Origin of the sequence: Vibrio floridensis (assembly GCF_021852965.1) — a bacterium.
GTDB lineage: Bacteria > Pseudomonadota > Gammaproteobacteria > Enterobacterales > Vibrionaceae > Vibrio > Vibrio floridensis.
In genome coordinates, this window is the sequence record NZ_JAKGCY010000013.1 from 46,590 (window position 1) to 67,363 (window position 20,774).

The 20,774-nt window shown below is 46.0% G+C and carries 19 protein-coding genes; 18 read left to right on the forward strand and 1 reads right to left on the reverse strand.

Annotation, left to right across the window (positions count from 1 at the left end):
* Positions 1 to 35: 35 nt before the first annotated feature.
* Positions 36 to 683, reverse strand: coding sequence for a response regulator transcription factor (locus LZU85_RS16705; RefSeq protein ID WP_237287847.1), 648 nt, complete (start codon positions 681 to 683; stop codon positions 36 to 38).
* 288 nt (positions 684 to 971) lie between these two features.
* Here LZU85_RS16705 and LZU85_RS16710 point away from each other — a divergent pair, with 288 nt between their 5' ends.
* The 18 genes from LZU85_RS16710 (at position 972) to LZU85_RS16795 (ending at position 20,722) form a co-directional block, all read left to right on the forward strand.
* On the forward strand, positions 972 to 1,511 hold the full coding sequence (locus tag LZU85_RS16710) for a single-stranded DNA-binding protein (protein WP_237287848.1): 540 nt from the start codon (positions 972 to 974) through the stop codon (positions 1,509 to 1,511).
* Between the two features lie 149 nt (positions 1,512 to 1,660).
* The gene (csrD, locus tag LZU85_RS16715) at positions 1,661 to 3,655 is read left to right on the forward strand and encodes an RNase E specificity factor CsrD (RefSeq protein WP_176298961.1); all 1,995 of its coding nucleotides are present in this window, start codon (positions 1,661 to 1,663) and stop codon (positions 3,653 to 3,655) included.
* Positions 3,656 to 3,667: 12 nt separating this feature from the next.
* Positions 3,668 to 5,110 (forward strand): MSHA biogenesis protein MshI, encoded by a 1,443-nt coding sequence (locus LZU85_RS16720; protein ID WP_176298962.1) that lies wholly within the window; start codon positions 3,668 to 3,670, stop codon positions 5,108 to 5,110.
* Complete coding sequence (gspM, locus tag LZU85_RS16725) at positions 5,107 to 5,757, forward strand: type II secretion system protein GspM (RefSeq protein ID WP_176298963.1); 651 nt, start codon at positions 5,107 to 5,109, stop codon at positions 5,755 to 5,757. Before LZU85_RS16720 ends, gspM begins: the two co-directional genes overlap by 4 nt.
* Positions 5,750 to 6,070, forward strand: coding sequence for an MSHA biogenesis protein MshK (locus LZU85_RS16730; protein ID WP_176298964.1), 321 nt, complete (start codon positions 5,750 to 5,752; stop codon positions 6,068 to 6,070). Before gspM ends, LZU85_RS16730 begins: the two co-directional genes overlap by 8 nt.
* Positions 6,071 to 6,085: 15 nt before the next feature.
* Positions 6,086 to 7,726 carry a pilus (MSHA type) biogenesis protein MshL gene (gene mshL / locus LZU85_RS16735; RefSeq protein WP_176298965.1) on the forward strand — a complete coding sequence of 547 codons (1,641 nt, stop codon included), beginning with the start codon at positions 6,086 to 6,088 and terminating at the stop codon, positions 7,724 to 7,726.
* 10 nt (positions 7,727 to 7,736) lie between these two features.
* Positions 7,737 to 8,582, forward strand: coding sequence for an ExeA family protein (locus tag LZU85_RS16740; protein WP_176298966.1), 846 nt, complete (start codon positions 7,737 to 7,739; stop codon positions 8,580 to 8,582).
* Complete coding sequence (locus LZU85_RS16745; protein ID WP_237287849.1) at positions 8,579 to 9,715, forward strand: tetratricopeptide repeat protein; 1,137 nt, start codon at positions 8,579 to 8,581, stop codon at positions 9,713 to 9,715. Before LZU85_RS16740 ends, LZU85_RS16745 begins: the two co-directional genes overlap by 4 nt.
* The gene (locus tag LZU85_RS16750; protein ID WP_176298968.1) at positions 9,712 to 11,436 is read left to right on the forward strand and encodes an MSHA fimbrial ATPase MshE; all 1,725 of its coding nucleotides are present in this window, start codon (positions 9,712 to 9,714) and stop codon (positions 11,434 to 11,436) included. Before LZU85_RS16745 ends, LZU85_RS16750 begins: the two co-directional genes overlap by 4 nt.
* Before the next feature lie 9 nt (positions 11,437 to 11,445).
* Complete coding sequence (locus tag LZU85_RS16755) at positions 11,446 to 12,666, forward strand: type II secretion system F family protein (protein WP_176298969.1); 1,221 nt, start codon at positions 11,446 to 11,448, stop codon at positions 12,664 to 12,666.
* 5 nt (positions 12,667 to 12,671) lie between these two features.
* A complete protein-coding gene (locus tag LZU85_RS16760; RefSeq protein ID WP_206625950.1) occupies positions 12,672 to 13,133 on the forward strand; it encodes an MSHA biogenesis protein MshF in 462 nt (153 codons plus the stop codon).
* 77 nt (positions 13,134 to 13,210) lie between these two features.
* Complete coding sequence (locus LZU85_RS16765) at positions 13,211 to 13,789, forward strand: prepilin-type N-terminal cleavage/methylation domain-containing protein (protein WP_206625949.1); 579 nt, start codon at positions 13,211 to 13,213, stop codon at positions 13,787 to 13,789.
* A gap of 33 nt (positions 13,790 to 13,822) precedes the next feature.
* Positions 13,823 to 14,290, forward strand: a complete 468-nt coding sequence (locus LZU85_RS16770) for a prepilin-type N-terminal cleavage/methylation domain-containing protein (protein WP_206625948.1) — start codon at positions 13,823 to 13,825, stop codon at positions 14,288 to 14,290.
* A 74-nt stretch (positions 14,291 to 14,364) separates the two neighbouring features.
* Positions 14,365 to 14,862, forward strand: coding sequence for a prepilin-type N-terminal cleavage/methylation domain-containing protein (locus tag LZU85_RS16775; RefSeq protein WP_206625947.1), 498 nt, complete (start codon positions 14,365 to 14,367; stop codon positions 14,860 to 14,862).
* Positions 14,862 to 15,428 carry a type IV pilus modification PilV family protein gene (locus LZU85_RS16780; protein ID WP_237287851.1) on the forward strand — a complete coding sequence of 189 codons (567 nt, stop codon included), beginning with the start codon at positions 14,862 to 14,864 and terminating at the stop codon, positions 15,426 to 15,428. The genes LZU85_RS16775 and LZU85_RS16780 overlap by 1 nt, the downstream gene beginning before the upstream one ends.
* Complete coding sequence (locus LZU85_RS16785; RefSeq protein ID WP_237287853.1) at positions 15,428 to 16,126, forward strand: PilW family protein; 699 nt, start codon at positions 15,428 to 15,430, stop codon at positions 16,124 to 16,126. Before LZU85_RS16780 ends, LZU85_RS16785 begins: the two co-directional genes overlap by 1 nt.
* The gene (locus LZU85_RS16790) at positions 16,116 to 16,532 is read left to right on the forward strand and encodes an MSHA biogenesis protein MshP (RefSeq protein WP_237287855.1); all 417 of its coding nucleotides are present in this window, start codon (positions 16,116 to 16,118) and stop codon (positions 16,530 to 16,532) included. The genes LZU85_RS16785 and LZU85_RS16790 overlap by 11 nt, the downstream gene beginning before the upstream one ends.
* Positions 16,529 to 20,722, forward strand: coding sequence for a DUF6701 domain-containing protein (locus LZU85_RS16795; protein WP_237287857.1), 4,194 nt, complete (start codon positions 16,529 to 16,531; stop codon positions 20,720 to 20,722). Before LZU85_RS16790 ends, LZU85_RS16795 begins: the two co-directional genes overlap by 4 nt.
* The last annotated feature ends 52 nt before the right edge of the window (positions 20,723 to 20,774 follow it).

Below are 20,774 nucleotides of genomic sequence, written 5' to 3' on the forward strand. Positions count from 1 at the left end.
GTTACACGTAAAAGGAAAATTCGCGATCTTCTCACTTATGAGATTAAATTTTGATCGGCCCAAGCCGCTGCTTGTACACGATTTTTGACCGATAATTTCCTAAAGGTCTGGTATAGGTGTGACTTAACCGTGAACTCGCTGATGAACAAATCTTCGGCTATTTGAGTGTTAGATTTCCCGGATTGAACACATCTCAGTACTTGGATTTCGCGAATGGTAAGATCGACATTCACTGGTGAAGTATGTGACGAGACCATATTGCGATAATAGTGAAGCAACTGTGCGCTGACATCCCTAGGCAACCAGTTTTTTCCATTAATGACTGAACAAATGCCTTCGGCCATTTTTTCTAATCCGCTGTCACGATAAAAAATGGCTTTACATTGGCCAAAGCTCACCAGTTCTTCCGTGGTTAAACGGATTGGGACATTGAGCAGAACAATCTCGAAGCTTTTCCAGATAAGAGGCAAGTTCTTTATCTCTTTCAACAGCGCTTTGTGTTGTTGGTAGTCGATAAGCAGAATGCGATTACGATGATTAGGATCCGCTTGCATGAGAGTCGCAGGTGTTATGGTCGGTATCTCCATCTCGATTTTTTTTGAGAGTTTTTCGATAAAATCTGGCGTTTGTTCGTTCTGCAGACTGATAAAGAATGGCTTTCGTGCATAAGACGATTTTCTCATAACAATCCCCTTTTCTAGTTAACAATCGAATAAGCGGGTTAAAAGTTGTCACCATTATTGCTTTAAGGCTACAGCTCTCTATATGAAATGCGTTGAATTTCAAATCAGAAAGTAAATGAGATTTCTGTTAGTCTGAGCAAAACGTATGCTGGCTCCTAAAATAAACAATTTTTAATCTGGTTCGTTGACGTTGAACTCGCTCTATGAGGACTATTTTTACCGTAGATAAAAGCGTGCTATGCTAGTGCGCTAAATTTAATTAATACCGAAAGCTTAACGGAGCACATCATGGCCAGCCGTGGAATTAACAAAGTAATCTTGGTGGGGAACTTAGGTAACGACCCTGAAATTCGTTACATGCCAAGTGGCGGTGCAGTTGCGAACATTACGATTGCCACTTCAGAAACTTGGCGCGATAAAGCGACTGGCGAACCGCGTGAGAAAACCGAATGGCACCGTGTCACTTTATACGGAAAGTTGGCAGAAGTTGCTGGGGAATACCTCCGCAAAGGTTCTCAAGTATACGTTGAAGGACAATTGCAAACGCGTAAATGGCAAGACCAAAGTGGTCAAGACCGTTACTCAACCGAAGTGGTTGTACAAGGCTACAATGGCATTATGCAAATGTTGGGTGGCCGTCAGCAGCAAGGTGGCGCTCCAGCGATGGGTGGTGCTCCGCAGCAGCAACAAGGTGGTTGGGGTCAGCCTCAACAGCCAGCCGCACAGCCGTCTTACCAAAAGCAGGCTCCAGCGCAACAACAGCCAATGCAGTCTCAGCCTCAGTATAATGAGCCGCCAATGGACTTTGACGACGACATTCCATTTTAAGCCGTCGCTAAACATAGACGAAAGCCGCGATTTCCGCGGCTTTTTCAATGACACTTCTCACATCTACTGAGAGCAGATTGTTAACCATTCACTTATCAAGTATATAGACACAAACGGTATATGATGAATGGAAAAGGAATTCGGTGTTCATGAGGTATACCCCGACTCTAAAACTCAGTACTCGATTGGTGGCTTTTGTCACTATGATCGTAATCAGTGCCATGTTCATTTTGTTTGTGGGCGGCACCCTGTCATTTAAGAAGCTTGGACAAGAGTATCTTAACCATTATCTCGCAGGCATCGTTGAAGTGCTTGATAAAGAGATGGAGGATCCTGACGCTGCGTATTCGATGCAACGGTGGATGCCTAAGATGCTGCAAGCATCTAACATTGTTGAAATGAAGCTTTTCACCGATGCTGGTGTCGTTTATCGCTTCAAAGATACGTCCCCTCAAATTGATGTAAATCGACTTTACGAACAAAGTTATGTGTTGCAACGCAATCCTGGCTATCGAGTGGAGTTTAAAGCAACGCCTCCCTACGTTGGCTTTGGATATTCGTTTCAGGCGCTATGGTCAATTACGCTCGCTGTTGGGTTAATCGTTTTTTGTTTGATGCGCGGCGTGAAATGGCTCAAAGAGCAGCTGTATGGTTCTGAGCTGCTTGAAGAGCGTGGCCGTATGATTTTGGCAGGGCGAGTTGAACAGTATGCCAAAGGTGATGAGAGAGAATGGCCGTATACAGCGAGCGAAGCGCTTGATGTCCTAATCGAAGAGTTGCAGGATGCTCGCCAAGAGCGCAGCCGTTTCGATACCTTTATTCGAACGCAAACTTTCCTTGATAAATTAACTGGCACCGCCAACCGCGTATTGTTTGACAACAAGTTGGAATCTGCTCTACACGAAAGCGCAGCTCAGGGTGCGGTTCTTTTGCTTCGTATTGCGGACTGGAAAAGTGTTTCTGAGGAAAATGATAAACAGGTTGCAGACGACTTTATTATTGAAGTGGGGAGCCTGATTTCAAATCTAGTGCAGCGTTATCCAGAAGTGGTCTTTTCTCGATATTATCAAGCAGACTTTGCCTTATTTATTCCTCACTTAGGCGCTAAAGATGTCGCGAATCTTGCCGCTCAATGTGTTAGGCAAATGGAAAAACTCACCCCGCCTTATCCTCTTGATAAAGAAAACTGGTGTCATATTGGTATCACCATGTACCAAGAGGGAGAGCGGCATAGCCAAATCATGGATGAAGCCGAAACGGCATTGAGGAGCGCCCAATTACAGAACAATAATAACTGGAGCCGATTTAAGAAGTGGAATCATATTGATGAGGCAAGAGGTAGTGTTAAGTGGCGTACCATTTTTGAGACGGCTCTGTCAGCTGAAAATGTGTTAGTCTTCGGGCAGTTGTCTTATTTATTAGACGGACAGCAGTTAAATCCGTTGCATACTGAGTTAACCTGCCGAATTGTGGACCCAGAGAATGGCATCGTGAAAGCTTCTCGCTACATGTCGGCTTTGAAACAAGTAGGATTTGAGAGTCAGATGGACCGAGCGGTCATTCGCAAAGTCTTCGCTCATTTACGCTCTAATGCTGAGAAAGTCGAACCTGTATCATTGAATCTTCACGTCATACCATTTGCTAATCGTCATTATTTCAAATGGTTCCGTGATGAACTGCTACAGTTACCTAGTGAGTACCGAACAAAGTTGAGCTTTGAGTTTGTAGAAAGTCATTTAGTTCGACATTTGGATTATATGAGACCTGTGGCCAAAATGCTGTCGGGGCTAGGATGCCAATTGGTGGTTGGGCAGGCGGGAAGAACCATAGTCAGTACCCACTATCTGAAAGATCTGAATGTGGACTACTTAAAACTGCATCGAAGCCTGACAAAAAAAATAGAACAACGCCATGAAAACCAGTTGTTTGTTCGTAGTATGCTGGGTGCCGGAGACGGAACGAAAGTGAAAGTTATTGCGGTGGGCGTTGAGAGCAAACAAGAGTGGGCCACTCTTGTGGAGTTGGGAATACATGGTGGTCAAGGGCGTTATTTCTCGATAGAAAGTCAGTGGTTGCCTCCAGCGTTAGCCACGGAAGAAAAACAGACAAAGACAGTGAGGCGTAATCGCTGGCGTCGAAAATAAGAAGAAAAATTGATGAATGTGAAGTCATTTCTAGAAAAATTAAAAGGACAAAAATCGGTGGGGCGTCAACGGTATGTGATGCTTCAACCCGATGCCGTCTATTTTGTCTCTCATGATGAACAGAATTCTTCTCCTTATGAGGCAATAGAAGAGAGCTGGGAAAAAGCGCTGGATAAAGTATTGCAGACGCAATTTACGCCAAATGAGACAATCACCGTTGTTCTTGCCAGTCATCATTACCAAGTTTTTCAAATTGACAAGCCTGCGGTGCCTCGTGAAGAGTGGCCTGAAGCGCTGCCTTTTTTAGTCAAAGACCTTATCTCCGAGCGTCCGACAGAGATTGTTGCCGATGCTCAGCTATTGCCAAATAGCAACAAGCTTCAAGTCTATGTCTTGTCTAAAAAAATCCTAGACAAGCTTCTGGTTGTTGTTGCACAAAATCAATGTGAACTGGGTTCGATCGTCCCTGAGGATGAAATTTGGGCGCAGAGTGCAGGGGAGTTGGCCAATTTTCTATTGCTGCAGCGTAGTGTTAAAGGCCAGTTTAAGCTAGGGGCGTTTGTGGAACATACCCCTATGTTTCAACGTACAATGCGCTCAGTCTTTCCGCCGTTGACTGGGGAGTCCGCCAGTGAGTTACAGCTTGATGGTTTGGCTCTCGAGCTTCAGCGCTCACTGGATTACCTTTCCTCTCAGGTGAAAGGCATTTCTCTTAATCAACTGAAAATTTGTTGTGACGATGAAGATCAAGAGACACTAGTAGCGGCATTGAATGAACGCTTGAGTGCTAACGCCTCGTTGTTAAATGAATCTATGGCTCCCTCAGGGAGTCTCGCGGTACAGTGTGCTGCGCTACAAACCACATTTTCAGTCAATCTTTACCCAGAATATCTCAAGCCTAAAAAAGAGCTCTTTTCTCTAAATACTGTTGTTGCTTCTTTGGGGGCAACTTCTTTAATGCTGCTGCTTATTTTTGCTCTAACCTTATGGCAAAAAATGGGGGTAGATAACCAGTTGGCTGAACTGAATGCGCAAACTCAACAATTGCGTCAGCAGGTGGCAGAGCAGCAATCGAAGCTTGAAAAACATAAGCCATCTTCTGAAAAAATGGCGGCTGTTGAGCGGCTAAAAGTCAAAGTGCGTGCACAAGAAGCTTCTCTCGCTGCAATCAGTCAATATGATGCCTCTTTGCAAACGGGCTACTCGAGTATGATGCAGTCGTTGGCGAAGTTGGGGCGCAACGACATCTCGCTGACCGATATTCATGTTGTCGGGACGAACCTCGATATTAAAGGGTTGGCGATCAGCGCAAATGCAGTACCCAATTGGGTCAACCAATTTAAACTGGAGACCCCTTTAGTGGGGCGCAACTTCGATAAGGTTAGCATTAGCCGTAATGAGGATGATGTGATCACATTTGAACTCAAAACTCGAGCTGAAGGGAACGGCAAATGAAGCAACAATGGAATGATTTGAACGCCAAGTTTCTCGCGTTAAGTGGGCGTGAGAAGTGGCTTATTACCTTGTGTGGTTTTGTGGTTGTGATTTTGGTGCTGTTTACTTTGGTGGTAGAGCCCGCTTGGAAAGAGTTGTCATCGAAAAAAGCACAACTAGTGAGTGTTCAACAAAGTAACCAAAAGCTTCAGGGTGACTTGCTCGTTATTCAAGCTAAGCTCAATAAAGATCCAAATAGAGATATCGAGATTGAGATGAAAAGCTTGCTGGCTCGTAGTCAAGATCTTGGGCTGCAGCTGTCTGAGTTAATTGGTAATCTGTTATCACCTAGCCAGATGGCGGAGCTACTGGAAAGCGTCTTGGATGGGACGAAAGGCATTAAGCTTATTGCATTGGAATCGCTGCGTGCAGAACCGATTGAGGGCAATCCAGAAAATTCCGAATATTCGGGGTATTACTTGCACCCGGTTCGGCTTGAAATGACCGGTGACTTCTTCGCCATTCAAGCCTATTTGAACAAATTGGAAAACTTGCCAGTGAGATATTATTGGCGAAGCTTTCACTATCAAGTGGAAAAATACCCTCAGGCGAGAGTCGTGCTGGAGGTTTACACCCTAGGGACAAGACAGGAGTTTATCGGTGGTTAGGTATCTTGTGCTATCTCTAATGTTGTTCTGCAGTCCATCCTATGCGACTCAGGACCCCACCGCGCCGTTAGGTTGGACAAAGCCTTCTCAAACCAAAAGTGCGGGGCAAGTTCAGTATCGTTTGCCAACATTGCAAAGCATCGTTTGCCAGTCACCCAAAGAGTGTGTTGCGATTTTAAATGATGATGTGGTCAGTGTCGGAGAAACGATTCGAGGTTATAAAGTCACTCAAATTGATTCAGAAGTGGTGACGTTGAAGAGAGGCTCAAAGGTATGGAAATTAGAGCTTTTTAATCTGGATATAAAAGAATAATAGGGTTTGAATCAAATGCGCAAGATTGTAGTAGGAATTATCATTGCCTCGCTGATGGGGTGCTCGATGGGGCACAGGGATCCCGTTGAAGTCAAACAGACCTTAAATCAGTCCATCAATGAGGCGAATAGCCGTGCACTAGATGACCTTCCTCCCTCTGTTGAAGAAGATTTGATGCCAGAGCTAGAAACGAGTAATGCCAATACGAGCAACACGGTAAAGCGCTTTAGAATTAAAGCCAGTGGTGTTGAAGCAAGGCAGTTCTTTACCTCATTAATTAAGGGGACTGAGTTTAGTGTCGCGGTTCATCCCGATGTAACCGGCCGAATCACCTTGAATGTCAGTGATGTAACCTTGGATGACATCTTGATGATTGTGCAAGATATGTACGGTTATGATGTGATGAAAACAGGTAAAGTGATTCAAGTGTATCCAGCAGGTTTACGCACGGTGACCATTCCTGTTGATTACATTCAGTTCCAACGTTCAGGCCGCTCGTTGACCAGTATTGTCACGGGTTCAGTGACCTCAACCGGTTCAACCAGTTCTGGTGGTGATTCTGATTCCAATAATAGTTCCAGTAATAACAGTTCCAACAATGGAGATACCACAACGACTTCCAGTGGTGGTACTCGTATTGAAACCATCACTGAAAGCGATTTTTGGCCGCTCTTGCAACAGGCGGTCGCAAATCTGATTGGTTCTGGCAAGGGGCAAAGTGTGGTGGTCACGCCGCAAGCAGGTGTGATTACCGTTCGTGCTTTCCCTGATGAGATTCGTGAAGTAAGACAGTTCCTTGGTATTTCTCAGGAGCGTATGCAGCGCCAAGTGATTCTCGAAGCCAAGATCCTTGAAGTGACCTTGAGTGATGGCTATCAGCAGGGCATCAACTGGTCCAATATCTCGGCTTCAATTGGTAACTCAGGCAGTATTGTGGTGAATAGACCGGGCTCAACCGTTTTACCTGGTTTAGATGCCATTGGTTCACTGCTCGGTGGTCAAACGAACGTTACCATTTCTGACGGTAGTTTTGAGGCTGTGCTGAGTTTTATGTCGACGCAAGGCGATCTTAATGTGCTTTCCAGCCCACGAGTGACCGCTTCGAACAACCAGAAAGCGGTGATCAAAGTGGGTAGTGACCAATACTACGTAACGTCATTGTCTAGCAATGCGGGCAACGGGGAGAACTCCAATGCGGTGCCTGAAGTGACGTTAACACCATTCTTCTCTGGAATTTCGTTAGATGTGACGCCACAAATAGACGACAAAGGGAACGTCTTTCTGCATGTACACCCTGCGGTGATTGAGGTGGAGGAGGAAACCAAACAGTTGAACTTAGGTGGTGATTTCCAAAATATCACTCTGCCATTGGCGAAAAGCTCGATTCGTGAATCGGATTCTGTGATTCGTGCACGTGATGGTGATGTGGTTGTGATTGGCGGTTTGATGAAATCGAACACCGTTGAACGTGTTTCGAAAGTGCCGTTTTTCGGTGATATTCCGGCCTTAGGTCATTTATTCCGTAATACCTCGAATTTAACTCAGAAAACTGAGCTAGTGATTTTACTCAAGCCGACGGTCGTTGGGGTGAATACTTGGCAAAAAGAATTGGAACGTTCACGTGACTTACTTCAGGAGTGGTTTCCTGACCAATAGTAGATAAACCATGTATTTACAGCATTTTGGTTTTCATACTCAGCCTTTTTCACAAACCCCAAATACGGAACTTTTTTTGGGGTTGGGGCCCCATTTTGAAGCTATTCAAACAGTGATGGCTGCGCTAGAGATGGGAGAAGGTATCGTCAAAGTGACGGGTGAAGTCGGCACGGGGAAAACCATGGTGTGTCGCATGTTGATCGACCAGTTGAGTGACAAAGTGAACTTGGTTTATTTACCCAATCCCGTCTTGAGTGGTCACGAGTTGCAAATGGCAATTGCACGAGAAATGGGTTTAAAGGTGTATGACTCTGTTAGCTTGGTACCACTGATTCAAGAATCACTCATTGGCATGCGACAGCGTGGCGTTAAAACGGTATTGCTGGTGGATGAAGCTCAAGCCTTACCACTTGAAGCGATGGAAGCACTAAGATTATTTGGCAATTTAGAAACGGAGCAGGAAAAGCTGTTACAGATGGTTTTATTTGGACAGCCGGAGCTCGACGAGCGTATCGCGCAACATGAATTGAGACAGTTTCGCCAGCGAATCACCTTCAGCTGTCAACTTAGGGCGTTAACCTTGGAAGAGGGCGTCGCGTTTATTGATAGCCGCCTAAGTAAAGCTGGAAGTGAGCGTGAATACCTCACGTTGGAACAAAAGAAAGCACTTTGGCGCGGCGCGGGTGGCATTCCTCGCTTAATTAATCAGTTGTGTCATAAGGCATTTTTGCTGGCCTACATGCAAAAGCAACATCAGGTGACCAATCATCATTTGTTTACCGCGATTCATGACACCTATGACGCTTGTAAACCGTTGTTTAAAAAACCAGTACTTTGGGGATGGAGAGCATCTTGAGTGAGATAAACAAAGCACTTGCGGAGTTAGCAAGTCAAAAAAAACAGCCTACTCAATTGCAAAGAGCAGTCTTGCCGAAAGTCTCATCGGCAAAACCCATTTTGTGGATAGCAACGGGTTTTGCTCTTAGTTTGGCGGTAGGCGGTTGGGCGATCACGCAATCTCAACCTGAGGGACAGATCGTGCGTGCGCCCGTCACGACGGTAACCACTGTGCAAGCAAACGAAGTGCCCCTTGCTTCTCCAACTCAAAAAGTCCTTTCTGCGACCTCTGAAAGTGTTGTGGTATCGCAGCCTGCAGTCTTGACCGATGTCACTACGAACTCGCCGAAAATGGCTGCCGATAAAAGCGTCATACGCACAGTGCCAACTAAAGTGACAACGACTTCGACTAAAGAGTCGATCGTGGTCGCTAAAACGGATGTACCAGCCAAGCGTCAAACGACAGAATCCCATACTCATTCTTCATCGGCTGTGACTTCGGGAAACCGAGTATCTGCCCCTGTTTCTTCTGAATCTGAAGGTATGGTGATTGAACAGGTTGAACTGAGCAAAGAACAATTGGCAGAGAAAGCCATTGGCCGCGCAGAGAAAGCGCTAGATGCCAATAACTTACAAAATGCGCTTTCTGCTTACAGTGAGGCACTACGCCATACACCGAATAATGAAGTGGTGAGACAAAAACTTGCCGCGCTCTATTTTGGCAAAGGGGATAGCCGTAAAGCGTATGAACTGCTTCAGGCTGGCATTGCACTTGATCCTGAAGGTGAAACGTTGCGCATTGCTTTGAGCAAAATGTTGATTAAAGCCAATCAAAATGAAGCCGCACTCTCTCCTCTAGTGGCGATTTACGATCATTCTGGAAAAGAGTATCTCGCGATGCGAGCGGCTTTGGCGCAAAAACTGAAGAAAGACGATATTGCACTGGAAAGTTATCAGCGGCTCAGTCAAATGGACAGTGAGAATGCTCGATGGTGGCTTGGACTTGCCATCCAGCAAGAGCGCGCTTTGGACTTCAAATCGGCTCAAAACTCCTACCAAGCGGCCCTGTCGAAAGTGGGTATTTCCAACCAATCTCAACGTTTTATTAAAGATCGGCTCGCGCTGTTGCAGAATTTGGAGAGTGCACAATGAAAGTAAGATTAAGGAAGCGCCTTGGTGACCTGCTTGTTGAAGAGGGCATTATCAACGAAGCTCAACTTGATCAGGCGCTCGGCGCACAGCGTAGTAGTGGTCGTAAGCTTGGCGATACACTGATTGATTTGGGTTTCCTCAGTGAGCAACAGATGCTGGCTTTCCTTTCTCAACAGCTGGATTTACCGCTGATTGATTTGAATCGTGCGACTGTAGATACTGAGGCGGTACAGCTGTTATCCGAAGTGCATGCTCGTCGCTTACGTGCCCTCGTCATCGGACGAAATGGTGACACATTGCGTATTGCGATGAGTGATCCAGCCGATTTGTTTGCACAAGAAGCACTGATTGGCCAGTTGGGCCAATACGGCATTGAATTTGTTATTGCGCCAGAGCGACAGTTGGTGGAAGGTTTTGACCGCTACTATCGTCGAACCAAAGAAATCGCCACTTTCGCAGAGCAGCTGCAAGCGGAGCACCAAGTCAACGATGCATTTGATTTCAACATCGAAGACAATGACAGCGACGAAGTGACGGTTGTAAAACTGATCAACTCTATGTTTGAAGATGCCATTCAAGTTGGTGCGTCGGATATCCACATTGAACCCGATGCGAAAGTACTGCGTTTACGCCAGCGTATTGATGGCGTATTGCATGAAACCTTGCTCAATGAAGTCAACATTGCGCCAGCGCTCGTGTTGCGTTTGAAGTTGATGGCGAACCTCGATATATCTGAAAAACGCTTGCCGCAAGATGGTCGTTTTAACATCCGCTCTAAAGGTCAGTCGGTTGATATCCGTATGTCGACCATGCCAGTTCAGTATGGTGAATCGGTGGTGATGCGTTTGTTAAACCAGTCATCAGGGGTGAGAAAATTGGAAGAATCTGGTTTGCCGGAGGATCTTCTACTTCGCTTGCGTCGTCAGCTTAAGCGTCCCCATGGCATGATCTTGGTAACGGGTCCAACAGGATCGGGAAAAACCACCACACTGTATGGCGCGTTAACAGAACTCAATCAACCGGGCAAGAAGATCATTACCGCCGAAGATCCGGTTGAATACCGCTTATCTCGAGTCAACCAAGTGCAGATCAATCCCAAGATCAATCTCGACTTCTCGACCGTGTTACGAACTTTTCTTCGTCAGGATCCTGATATTATTTTGATCGGTGAGATGCGTGACCATGAAACCGTCGAAATTGGATTACGTGCCGCGTTAACGGGGCACTTAGTGTTAAGTACCTTACACACCAACGATGCAGTCGATAGTGCGCTGCGTATGATTGACATGGGCGCGCCCGGATATCTGGTTGCCAGTGCTGTGCGTGCAGTGGTGGCACAGCGATTAGTTCGGCGAGTGTGTCCGGATTGCAAAACGGAAGATCATGTGGGCGAGTCGCGCAAAGCGTGGTTGGCTCAGCGTTTCCCAAATCAAGTGGAAGCGGGCTTTGTGAAAGGACGCGGTTGCCAAAATTGTAACCTGACTGGGTATCGTGGTCGTATCGGTGTCTTTGAGATGCTTGAGTTAGAGCACGAGATGATGGACGCACTGCGAGCAAACGATGCGGTCGGTTTTGCGCACGCTGCTCGTCGCTCTCCAAACTACAAACCTCTGTTAGCGTCAGCGATGGAACTCGCACTTAAAGGGGTAGTGAGTTTGGATGAAGTGATGACTTTAGGTGAAGGTGACTCCTCCGGGGTTGCTGACGCCATTCTGATGTAAGGTGAAGCAATGGCCACCTTTCACTACCAAGGCAGAACCCTTGATGGCAACAAAACGAACGGGAAAATTGATGCCGTGACGTCAGAAGCCGCTGCCGAGCAGTTGATGAATCGAGGCATTATTCCGGTCTCGATCACCAAAGGTAAAACGAGTACCGAGCAGAGCTTTGATCTCAATGCGTTATTTTCGCCTGCGATCCCGTTAGAGATCTTGGTACTGTTTTGTCGACAGCTATACAGCTTGACTAAAGCGGGCGTTCCGTTACTGCGTGCAATGCGTGGTTTAGTGCAAAACTGTGAAAACAAGCAACTGAAAACCGCTCTTGAAGAAGTGGTGGGCGAGCTGACCAATGGTCGCAGTTTGTCGGCCTCGATGCAGCTGCATTCAAAAGTATTTAGCTCGCTGTTTGTATCGATGATCCATGTCGGCGAAAACACCGGTCGTCTTGATCAGGCCTTGTTGCAGCTGGCCAATTATTACGAGCAAGAGCTGGAAACGCGCAAACGGATTAAAACCGCGATGCGCTACCCTACATTCGTGATCAGTTTTATTGTTGTGGCGATGTTTATCCTCAATGTGAAAGTGATCCCGCAGTTTGCCTCTATGTTTAGCCGGTTTGGCGTAGACTTACCCTTGCCAACGAAAATTCTGATTGGTATGTCAGAGTTTTTTGTTAACTACTGGATGCTGTTGGCGGGGCTCATTGTTGGCCTTATCTTTGGCTTTAAAGCATGGGTTGCCACGGCGGATGGGCGCGAGCGTTGGGATCGATGGCGTCTAAAATTACCGGTGGTTGGTGGGGTGGTTAACCGTGCTCAGTTGTCTCGTTTCTCTCGTACCTTTGCGTTGATGCTTCAAGCGGGCGTTCCATTGAACCAATCGCTGTCGTTATCTGCTGAGGCGATGGGAAATCGCTATTTGGAACTGAAGATACTCAAAATGAAAGCCGATATCGAGGCGGGTAGCCAAGTGTCGGTCACGGCGATCAACAGTGGCATTTTTACGCCGTTAGTGATTCAAATGATCTCCGTGGGTGAAGAAACGGGTCGTATTGATGAGCTCTTGATGGAAGTGGCGGATTTCTATGATCGTGAGGTGGATTACGATCTCAAAACCCTCACTGCTCGTATTGAGCCAATATTGTTGGTGATTGTAGCGGGGATGGTTCTGGTGCTTGCACTGGGTATCTTCCTTCCTATGTGGGGGATGCTTGACGTTATCAAGGGTTAAAAAGGATGGGGCGAGAGACAAATCGTGCAAGTTTAGTGTTTTGGCTGCTGTTGGTCGTCACACTGTTTGCGGTGTTTGCGCAGATTTGGCAGCCGGTAGAAAACGAAGCGTCAAAAGCCGCCTCGGAAGTGTCGGTTAAACGCATGCTGGAAAGAGCAAACCTCTATAAACAGGAATGGCTCTTGCAGGGAAAACCGAAACGATTAGAAATGGACGGACAGCGGATTCCCATGTCGGCTTACGGATGGGTACCACTAAAAGATGAACATGGTCAGTTTCAATGCCAGAACTGGCTTGATTTGCACTTTCCTGAGCGTCGAATTCTGGAGTCTCAGTTACTCAGTATTGATGAACAAGAGATAAATGGTGCTTATCAGTGTCGATTTAATTATCAGGCTAATTTGTTGGTTGTGGTAACTCAACAACGTAAGGTTTTGAAAATTAGTGTCGAAAAGATGACAGAGTAATGTTTTTTGACGTGTTGTTCTATTTTGAAATGCAAAGATGGGTATAATACCCAAAACCTATAAGTAAAAGGTTGTGTATGAAACAAAAGCAAGATGGTTTTTCTTTGGTTGAACTGGTGGTGGTGATCGTCGTCGTTGGTTTATTGGCGGTTGCCGCGCTTCCTCGATTTTTGGATGTGACCGATGCAGCCAAAAAAGCCAGTATTGAAGGCGTTGCGGGTGGGTATGCGACTGGCGTGTTGTCTGCGCGTGCCCAGTGGGAAGCGGAAGCGCGTCCTTCACGAAGCATCAGTAGCCAAGAGCAAAACACCGTAAACTATGATGGCGTCGACTTTTGGCTGACGCGTTCAAAAGATGACGCTAATACAGATACTGGTTTCCGTGATGGCTATCCGTGGGGCTTAGCAGGCGGCTTTTCCAGTTATCCTCCTGAGCTAACGAGTCAAATGTGTGTAGACTTAATGGAGAACTTGTTGCAAAACCCACCGAAGGTTGGCATTGCAGGTTCGAACACCACAAGTGCTAGTGGCTTCAAATATTCAGCATCTGCTGACTCAGCAAATGCCAAATGTACGTATATTCAACTTGACGGCAATACTAAGCATCAGTTTGAATATGAAGCGAAAAATGGTCGTGTGACCGTAACTTTGCAGTAACCCTGCACGATTGAAACATAGAGAGAGAAGACTATGAAAAGACAAGGCGGTTTCACCCTGATTGAGTTAGTGGTGGTGATTGTAATTCTCGGTATTTTGGCAGTAACTGCGGCTCCGCGTTTTCTAAATCTGCAAAACGATGCAAGAAAAGCATCGCTACAAGGTCTAAAAGGGGCAGTAGATGGCGCTGCGGGTATCGTATATGGTCGTGCGGCTATTCTCGGTCTTGAAACTAAGGAAGTCGAAACTTCTGTAGATGGTATTGCTACTATTTATGGTTACCCAAAGGCGACATCGGGTGGTATTGGCGCAGCGGTAGTCGGTTTTAATGGCGACTGGTCAAGTGCCGTATCTGGCTCTAGCATTCTAATGACCTTTAAGAAGGACAACTTAAGTGCAGCAGACATTGCCGCTACAGAGTGCTATGTATCTTATACTGAGGCCTCTGGCACGGCAGTCTCTGCGGCACCATCAACACTTGTCACGTCCGATAAGTGTTAATCTGCGCTAGTATTAACCAAGGAGCCAGTGAAATGACTGGCTCTTTTTGTCGATATTAAGGGTAGAGACTTAGCATGCTTGTAGCTCCGTGGAACAAGAACTTCAGGGGCTTTACTATGATCGAACTAATCGTTGTGATCGTGTTGATCAGTATCGTCTCCGCATATGCTGCCAGTCGCTATATTGGCACGGGCAGTTTTTCTGCGTATGCGGCGCAAGAGCAGGCGATTTCGATCATTCGCCAGCTGCAAGTCTATCGCATGCAATCCAATACCACGGGCACTTACAACTTGAGTTTTGAACTTACCGCCAGCGGTGGCTGTTTAGGCTCCAGCGCAGGTTGTGATGTTGCCACCACGCCTCAAGCTGCGCAATCTCGCAGCGATGTGATGCGACTTGAAGGTGTTTCCGTCTCCTCGACAATCTCTCCAATCCGCTTCGATTTGCGTGGTAATCCATTGCAAACGGACGGTTCTGCTCTTAATAGTGTCACTATTACCTTTTCCGCTTCCGGGGAAAGTGCATCGGTTTGTATTAATAGCCAAGGCTACGTCAGTGGCGGGAGCTGCTGATGAAAAAACACCTAGGCATGACTCTGATAGAAAGCATCGTTGCCATGGTGCTGATCGCGGTTGCCATGGTCACTCTCACGAGCTTGTTGTTCCCCAATGTCAAAAACTCTGCCGCCCCTCACTACCAAACGCGCGCCATTGCCTTAGGGCAAGGCTTTATGAGCCAGATTTTGGCTCGAGGCTTTGATCACAATAGTAATTTTGATGGGGGAGGTTCTCGCTGTGGTGAGAATGGATCCTCTTGTACCGCCGCGGGTAGCTTGGGTGCCGAAGAGATCAAGGTTGCAGAGTATAATGATGTCGATGATTATATCGGCTGTTGGTACACCGCCAACACCCAATCTCAGTGCCCAATTGGCGCCATTCAGAAATCACTCGCCGATGTGTTTGGCAGCACCATTGATAGTGAGTACCCCAATTTCCGAGTGGAAGTGAATGTCTTCTACGATGCAGACATGGATGGTCTTGATGATGGTTCGATCAGCACATTAAAACGTATCGAAATGCAGATCTATGCCGGGCAATATGGCCCATATCCTCTTGTGGCTTATAAGGGGAACTATTGATGAAATCTCGTGGTTTTACCCTAGTGGAAATGGTGCTGACGTTAATTGTCGGTAGTATTCTGGTGCTTGGCATTGCGGGTTTTGTTGAGTTGGGAACCAAAGGCTATGCGGATTCTGTAGACAGGCAGCGCATTCAGACCCAAGCGCAATTTGTCCTAGAGAAAATTTCACGCGAGTTTCGCCATGCTGTGCCAAACAGTTTCAGCAACAATGGCGACTGCTTGTCTTTTTATCCAATTGTGTATTCGGGTTTTTATGCGGTGGAAGGAAACGATATTCGTTTTTTGATTGGTAATGATAACGTCACCACCCCATTATCCAGCGGACTTAGTTTGGTGATTAATCCTAGCCGTGAAGATGATCTCAAAAACAGCTCTTTTAATGTCAGCAATCTTGATAATAGTGCCGGTTATTTCGAGTTAACTGGTCAAGCGAATCAATTAACGAGTGAGTCGATTAATCATCGTCACTACGTCTTTTGGAACCGCTCTGAAGATGATGCAGTTCGCTACTGTTTTAATGGCGATAGAATTACACGAAATGGTGTGCAAGTGGCCGACAATGTTTCAGCTGCCACGTTTCAATATCTGGAACCGACTCTGCAGCGGGGTGGGCTAGTGCATATCAAACTGACGTTTACGCAAAATGGTGAAACCAGTCATTACCAACAAGATGTACAGGTGCTCAATGTTCCCTAATCGACGTAAGCAACAAGGAAACATGCTGGTGGTCACCATCTTCGTCATTGTGGTGATGGGCTTTCTCGCCTCGTCATTGACACGGATTAATTGGTCTAACAGCGACAACTTAACCCGAGAACAGTTGGGCACACAGGCATGGTTAATGGCGCATTCCGCCAATGAATGGGCACTAACGCAGCTCTATCCGCTTGGCGTTTCAGCCTCGGTATCAAGCGCGTGCGCTACCATTCAAGGTGACACGCCAAGTGTCAGCGTCAATAGCCCTTGTCGTCCTCCACAAATGACTTGCCAGTCGATAGGACAGTTACAAGGCGAAACTTTCTATCGGGTGGAAGCGATCGCGGTTTGTGGTAGCGGTATAGTGGAAGTTGAACGTCGGCAAGAAGTGTGGGTGAAGGAATGACAAAAATCAAAGTGATGCTTCGTTGTTTTGGATTGATTCTGATATTTTTTAGTCAGTTCAGTGTTGCCGCAAGTTGTTTAGGGCATAAAAGCTTTACCGTGAGTTTTGAAGTAATTGCAACAGATGGCAATCAATATGTCCAAATGATGAAAAACGGCAATCAGCCTAAGGAAGTCATTTGGTATACGAAGGCGACAACTGCTCCAGCCACAGAGCATATTTTCCAAGAAAAATCGCTCGTAACTGGTCACAAGTATGAAGTAATTATCACACAGGACCAAACGTCAGGGGTGAGTCAATACTATTTAAGGCAATTGACGCCTTTGTTAGGTAGCTGGGAACGCAAACAGCAAAGTAATAAAAGTTTTACTAATGGTGAACTTGAACCATCAGAGTCCGATTCTATTCTGATTACAGATACAGATTGTCAACCTGTGATCTCTCCTCCTATCGTACCGCCTTCATTTTTCGATGATGCACGCTTTGAATTTGGAGAAATAAAACAAAGTGATTGCTACAGTGGATGCTCTATTAATTTTATAAAAGAATATAGAACAACCCCCATTGTTATATTGATGCCATCAATTGATGGGAGTGGCTTATCAAATGACGAGCCATCTTCTGTGTTTGTGAAAGCTACCGGACTTGATGGCGCCTCCATCGTGCAGAGAATGCCCGCATCAGTCAGCAATAATCCTACTGCTATGCAACCCATTTATTATCTTGTCGCAGAGCCGGGGTATGTCACATTAGACTCGCGCTTAGGAAATAGTTTTCGTGCGCAGGTGGGTAGTTATAACATCACTGATTATCAAGCCAAAGGGGCAGACGCAGGAGAAAGTTGGTTCGATGCCGATTTTTCAGCCAACTTTGCTTCCGGAACACCTTTAGTACTTACTCAACTGCAAAGTTCACATCAATCCAATCTCTGGGCCACAACGACAGTTAGAAATGTGACTTTTCGGGATTTTGATGTGGCTTTAGAGATAGGCCAGCAAGCCATTAAACCCTCCTCGCCACAGAAAGTGGGATATTTTGCGGCAGTCCCACAAACGGGTTTAACAACGGAGGGGCAAAAATATGAAATAGCTTTGCCTTCGGGATTATATGGGCAATCTAATGGCAGCAATACTGAAGAGTACTTGCAATGGTCATGTAGTAATAATTACCTTAATTTTTCAGATTCATTAGATAAATATGGTGTTATCGTCAACAAACAAACGCGAAACGGTGGAGATGGTGGTTGGCTTAGGTTGTGTGATTTAAGTAAGACGGATAGCTTTAGTTTTGTATTTGATGAGGACAAGGGCAGCCGTCGACACGGTGAGAAAGAAAAGGTAGGTTTTTTTGCTTTTGAATTAGAGCACGATTTTTCGTTGGATATTTGTCCTTATGTTCCATCTGTAGCGCAGTCGAATGCCTATTACAATGGAGCTCTATACGACGGTGGGCTAGAGTTTACCAACGGTGCTGGCAATATTGCAGTGATACCAGAGAACGATTTGGCTCTTTCATTCGCCTTTAATACTGCGGATATTGCTCAATGTGTTTATCCTAATGGTCAACGTTCTTGTTTGGTTGATAGGGCATTAGTTTATGATAATTTTCCTATCAATCTTAATTCGTATGATACAAGCGGAAAATCCAATGTTAGCTGCAGTTCTAGTTCATGTCAGCCATTAAATGCTGGTGTTTATAATAATATCAACATAAGTAAAGATGCGACCTTGGTGCTTAATGGTGGTGTGTATTATTTCAATCAGCTGAACTTTAGCGATGACGGAGGGCAAATTATTATTAATGGGCCTGTTGAGATTCATTACAAATCTATTCTGCTACAAAAAAATAATATTAGAGTAAACCAAGGGGGCGATCCAAATCATTTGTTACTGATTGGACATGGTCAAAATGCTTTCGTAGAGATAGGTGGAGATAACCTTGAATTTTATGGATATTGGTATGTCGATCATTTGGCCACTAATAAAGGTGGATTCGATATCTCTGGGGATAACAATAAACTGTATGGCGGTGTTACGGCTTACAGTCTTCGAATGAGTGGATGGACGAATATCTTAAATGGCCAAATTCCCAGTTCTTGTGATACTTCTCCTCAAGACAATTACACCCTAGAACTTGCGCCAAGTAGTGATATAGGGTTGACCTGCGAAATCCTAACTCCAACGGTACGTGTGCTTAACAATGGTGTTTTAGCCACTGATTTCACTGGTTCAGTAACGGTGCGTATCGATGGTGTTGACCAGCAATTAGAACCCACCAATGGCGTTTTATCACAAACACTCGCCCTAAGTGCAACGCAAACGAAAACCGTTTCGGTTGAAGCCTACATTAATGGTGACCAGGCTAATACAACGGTAACAGGGCAATATCAGTTTGTTCCCTTTAAGTTTGCCATAGACGATCAATATGTGATTGCGGCTAAACCCCAACCTGTCAACGCGAAAGTCTTAGCTTGCAATGCTGGAGAAGTCGTCGATATTGGCTATAACGGTACAATCAAACCTACCTCTACTCTTGAACAACCCAACCCCGGTGTAGGGGTACTGGATTACACACCAATATTTGCCGCAGGTGTCAGTAATACTGATTTAACCTTTAGTGATTCTGGTGTGGTGAGGGTACAACTGGAGGATGGGAACTTTGATTGCACGGGCGTGCAAGGGTGTCCAATAGAAGGTTCAGGGAGTCTCAAAGGCCAGTTCCATGTCTATTCCCGTCCGTGGACGTTTGCCATCTGTAGCGGTGAAAATCCAGCGTTGCCCATGAATGGCACTTCATCCTCTGGGACTAAATTTAAAGTGGCTTCTGAGCGCTTTAATCTTCACGTCAAACCGATTGTTTGGCAGAGCGGTGGTGCTGTATCAGGAGATGTAGAAACCAGTTCATTCTGTAATGCTGCCATTACCCAGAATTTTTTCGCCAACAATGCTCCGAGCGCCACGGTCGTAATAAGCAGCTCGTTGCACTCACCACTTGGCGGAAACAGTAGCGTGTTACTGCAAAGTGATGGAGGGTTGAGCAAAATGCACAGCAGTGGAATAGGCAGTGGCTCACTTCAGTACTATGATTTTACTCAGCTCTATTGGGACGAAGTGGGTAGCTTGAAAGTGACGGCAGATGCACAGGCCGATTATCTGCAAAGGGATATTAACTTGGGCTATCGTAATATTGGCCGTTTTGTGCCTGAGAAATTGGTATTAGCGAGCAATAGTTGGACGTATGCCACCGGACATTCGGCATTCGCGTACATGAACCAACCCATTGAACATGCATTTCGTGTTGAGGCACAAAATGCATTAGATCAAGTGACGCAGAATTATGGCTTGTTCGATTCAGCGTATGTCTCGACCGTCTCTTATTTCAATGTTGATAACGCGCACAATGAAATCGATGATCGCGTGAAAGATTACTCGACGTTAATTTGGCAGCAACCTGCTTGGTCTTTAGGTGGCTTAAACGTTACTTTACCTGACTTTGCGTTTGTAAAAAAAGCCACTTCATCTGCGCCTTACACCTCAGAGCCTGATGGGCCCTTTACGCAAGGCTTTGGCTTGTGGAGCAGTACAGTGGTGGATGGCGTTGATTTCGAAAGCAAAGAGTTGGAAGTGCATGACAGTGGTGCCATCGTCAAGTCGGGCAAAGCATTCATCAATCAGCCAGTCTTCCGCTATGGACGCATGCGCTTGCAGGACGTGGGTGGCTATACTGGTAACAAGATTAACGTACCATTGAGGGTTGAGTACTGGGATGGCAACCAGTTTGTCACCAATGGAGACGATTCTGGTAGTGATTTCGATGGCAGTCAGTTCTGTCGTCAGGTGATTTGGCACAGTACAGCGCAAACCACCAGCAATGCTTCGCTGAGTGGCAGCGGGACAGTCGCGGCAGGCAGTGCTGAGCAACTTTTTGCGCAACAATCGCCAACCGACATCAATAATGAAATACGTGAACAAGTGCGTTTTTGGTTACGTGTCAGTGACACCGCCTTACAAAAGGTTGATGATATTAACGACAACAATATTCAATGTAATGGAGTGGGTGCTCGCCCTTGGTTACGCTTCAATTGGCGCAACAAAGGTGATGAAGATCCTTCCGCAGTCGTTACTTTCGGGATTAACCGTGGCAACGACCGGGTTATTTACAAAGGTGAATCTGGCTTAACGGGCCAATAAACAGTGTGGATTTTTTGCGCTAAGTAAGGAATCTGTCAGAAATTGGGGCTTT

Excerpts from the sequence above, each read along its gene's own strand:
- LZU85_RS16705 (WP_237287847.1), bottom strand. The coding sequence starts at position 683 with ATGAGAAAATCGTCTTATGCACGAAAGCCATTCTTTATCAGTCTGCAG.
- LZU85_RS16710 (WP_237287848.1), top strand. The coding sequence starts at position 972 with ATGGCCAGCCGTGGAATTAACAAAGTAATCTTGGTGGGGAACTTAGGT.
- csrD (WP_176298961.1), top strand. The coding sequence starts at position 1,661 with ATGAGGTATACCCCGACTCTAAAACTCAGTACTCGATTGGTGGCTTTT.
- LZU85_RS16720 (WP_176298962.1), top strand. The coding sequence starts at position 3,668 with ATGAATGTGAAGTCATTTCTAGAAAAATTAAAAGGACAAAAATCGGTG.
- gspM (WP_176298963.1), top strand. The coding sequence starts at position 5,107 with ATGAAGCAACAATGGAATGATTTGAACGCCAAGTTTCTCGCGTTAAGT.
- mshL (WP_176298965.1), top strand. The coding sequence starts at position 6,086 with ATGCGCAAGATTGTAGTAGGAATTATCATTGCCTCGCTGATGGGGTGC.
- LZU85_RS16740 (WP_176298966.1), top strand. The coding sequence starts at position 7,737 with ATGTATTTACAGCATTTTGGTTTTCATACTCAGCCTTTTTCACAAACC.
- LZU85_RS16750 (WP_176298968.1), top strand. The coding sequence starts at position 9,712 with ATGAAAGTAAGATTAAGGAAGCGCCTTGGTGACCTGCTTGTTGAAGAG.
- LZU85_RS16755 (WP_176298969.1), top strand. The coding sequence starts at position 11,446 with ATGGCCACCTTTCACTACCAAGGCAGAACCCTTGATGGCAACAAAACG.
- LZU85_RS16760 (WP_206625950.1), top strand. The coding sequence starts at position 12,672 with ATGGGGCGAGAGACAAATCGTGCAAGTTTAGTGTTTTGGCTGCTGTTG.
- LZU85_RS16765 (WP_206625949.1), top strand. The coding sequence starts at position 13,211 with ATGAAACAAAAGCAAGATGGTTTTTCTTTGGTTGAACTGGTGGTGGTG.
- LZU85_RS16770 (WP_206625948.1), top strand. The coding sequence starts at position 13,823 with ATGAAAAGACAAGGCGGTTTCACCCTGATTGAGTTAGTGGTGGTGATT.
- LZU85_RS16775 (WP_206625947.1), top strand. The coding sequence starts at position 14,365 with ATGCTTGTAGCTCCGTGGAACAAGAACTTCAGGGGCTTTACTATGATC.
- LZU85_RS16780 (WP_237287851.1), top strand. The coding sequence starts at position 14,862 with ATGAAAAAACACCTAGGCATGACTCTGATAGAAAGCATCGTTGCCATG.
- LZU85_RS16785 (WP_237287853.1), top strand. The coding sequence starts at position 15,428 with ATGAAATCTCGTGGTTTTACCCTAGTGGAAATGGTGCTGACGTTAATT.
- LZU85_RS16790 (WP_237287855.1), top strand. The coding sequence starts at position 16,116 with ATGTTCCCTAATCGACGTAAGCAACAAGGAAACATGCTGGTGGTCACC.
- LZU85_RS16795 (WP_237287857.1), top strand. The coding sequence starts at position 16,529 with ATGACAAAAATCAAAGTGATGCTTCGTTGTTTTGGATTGATTCTGATA.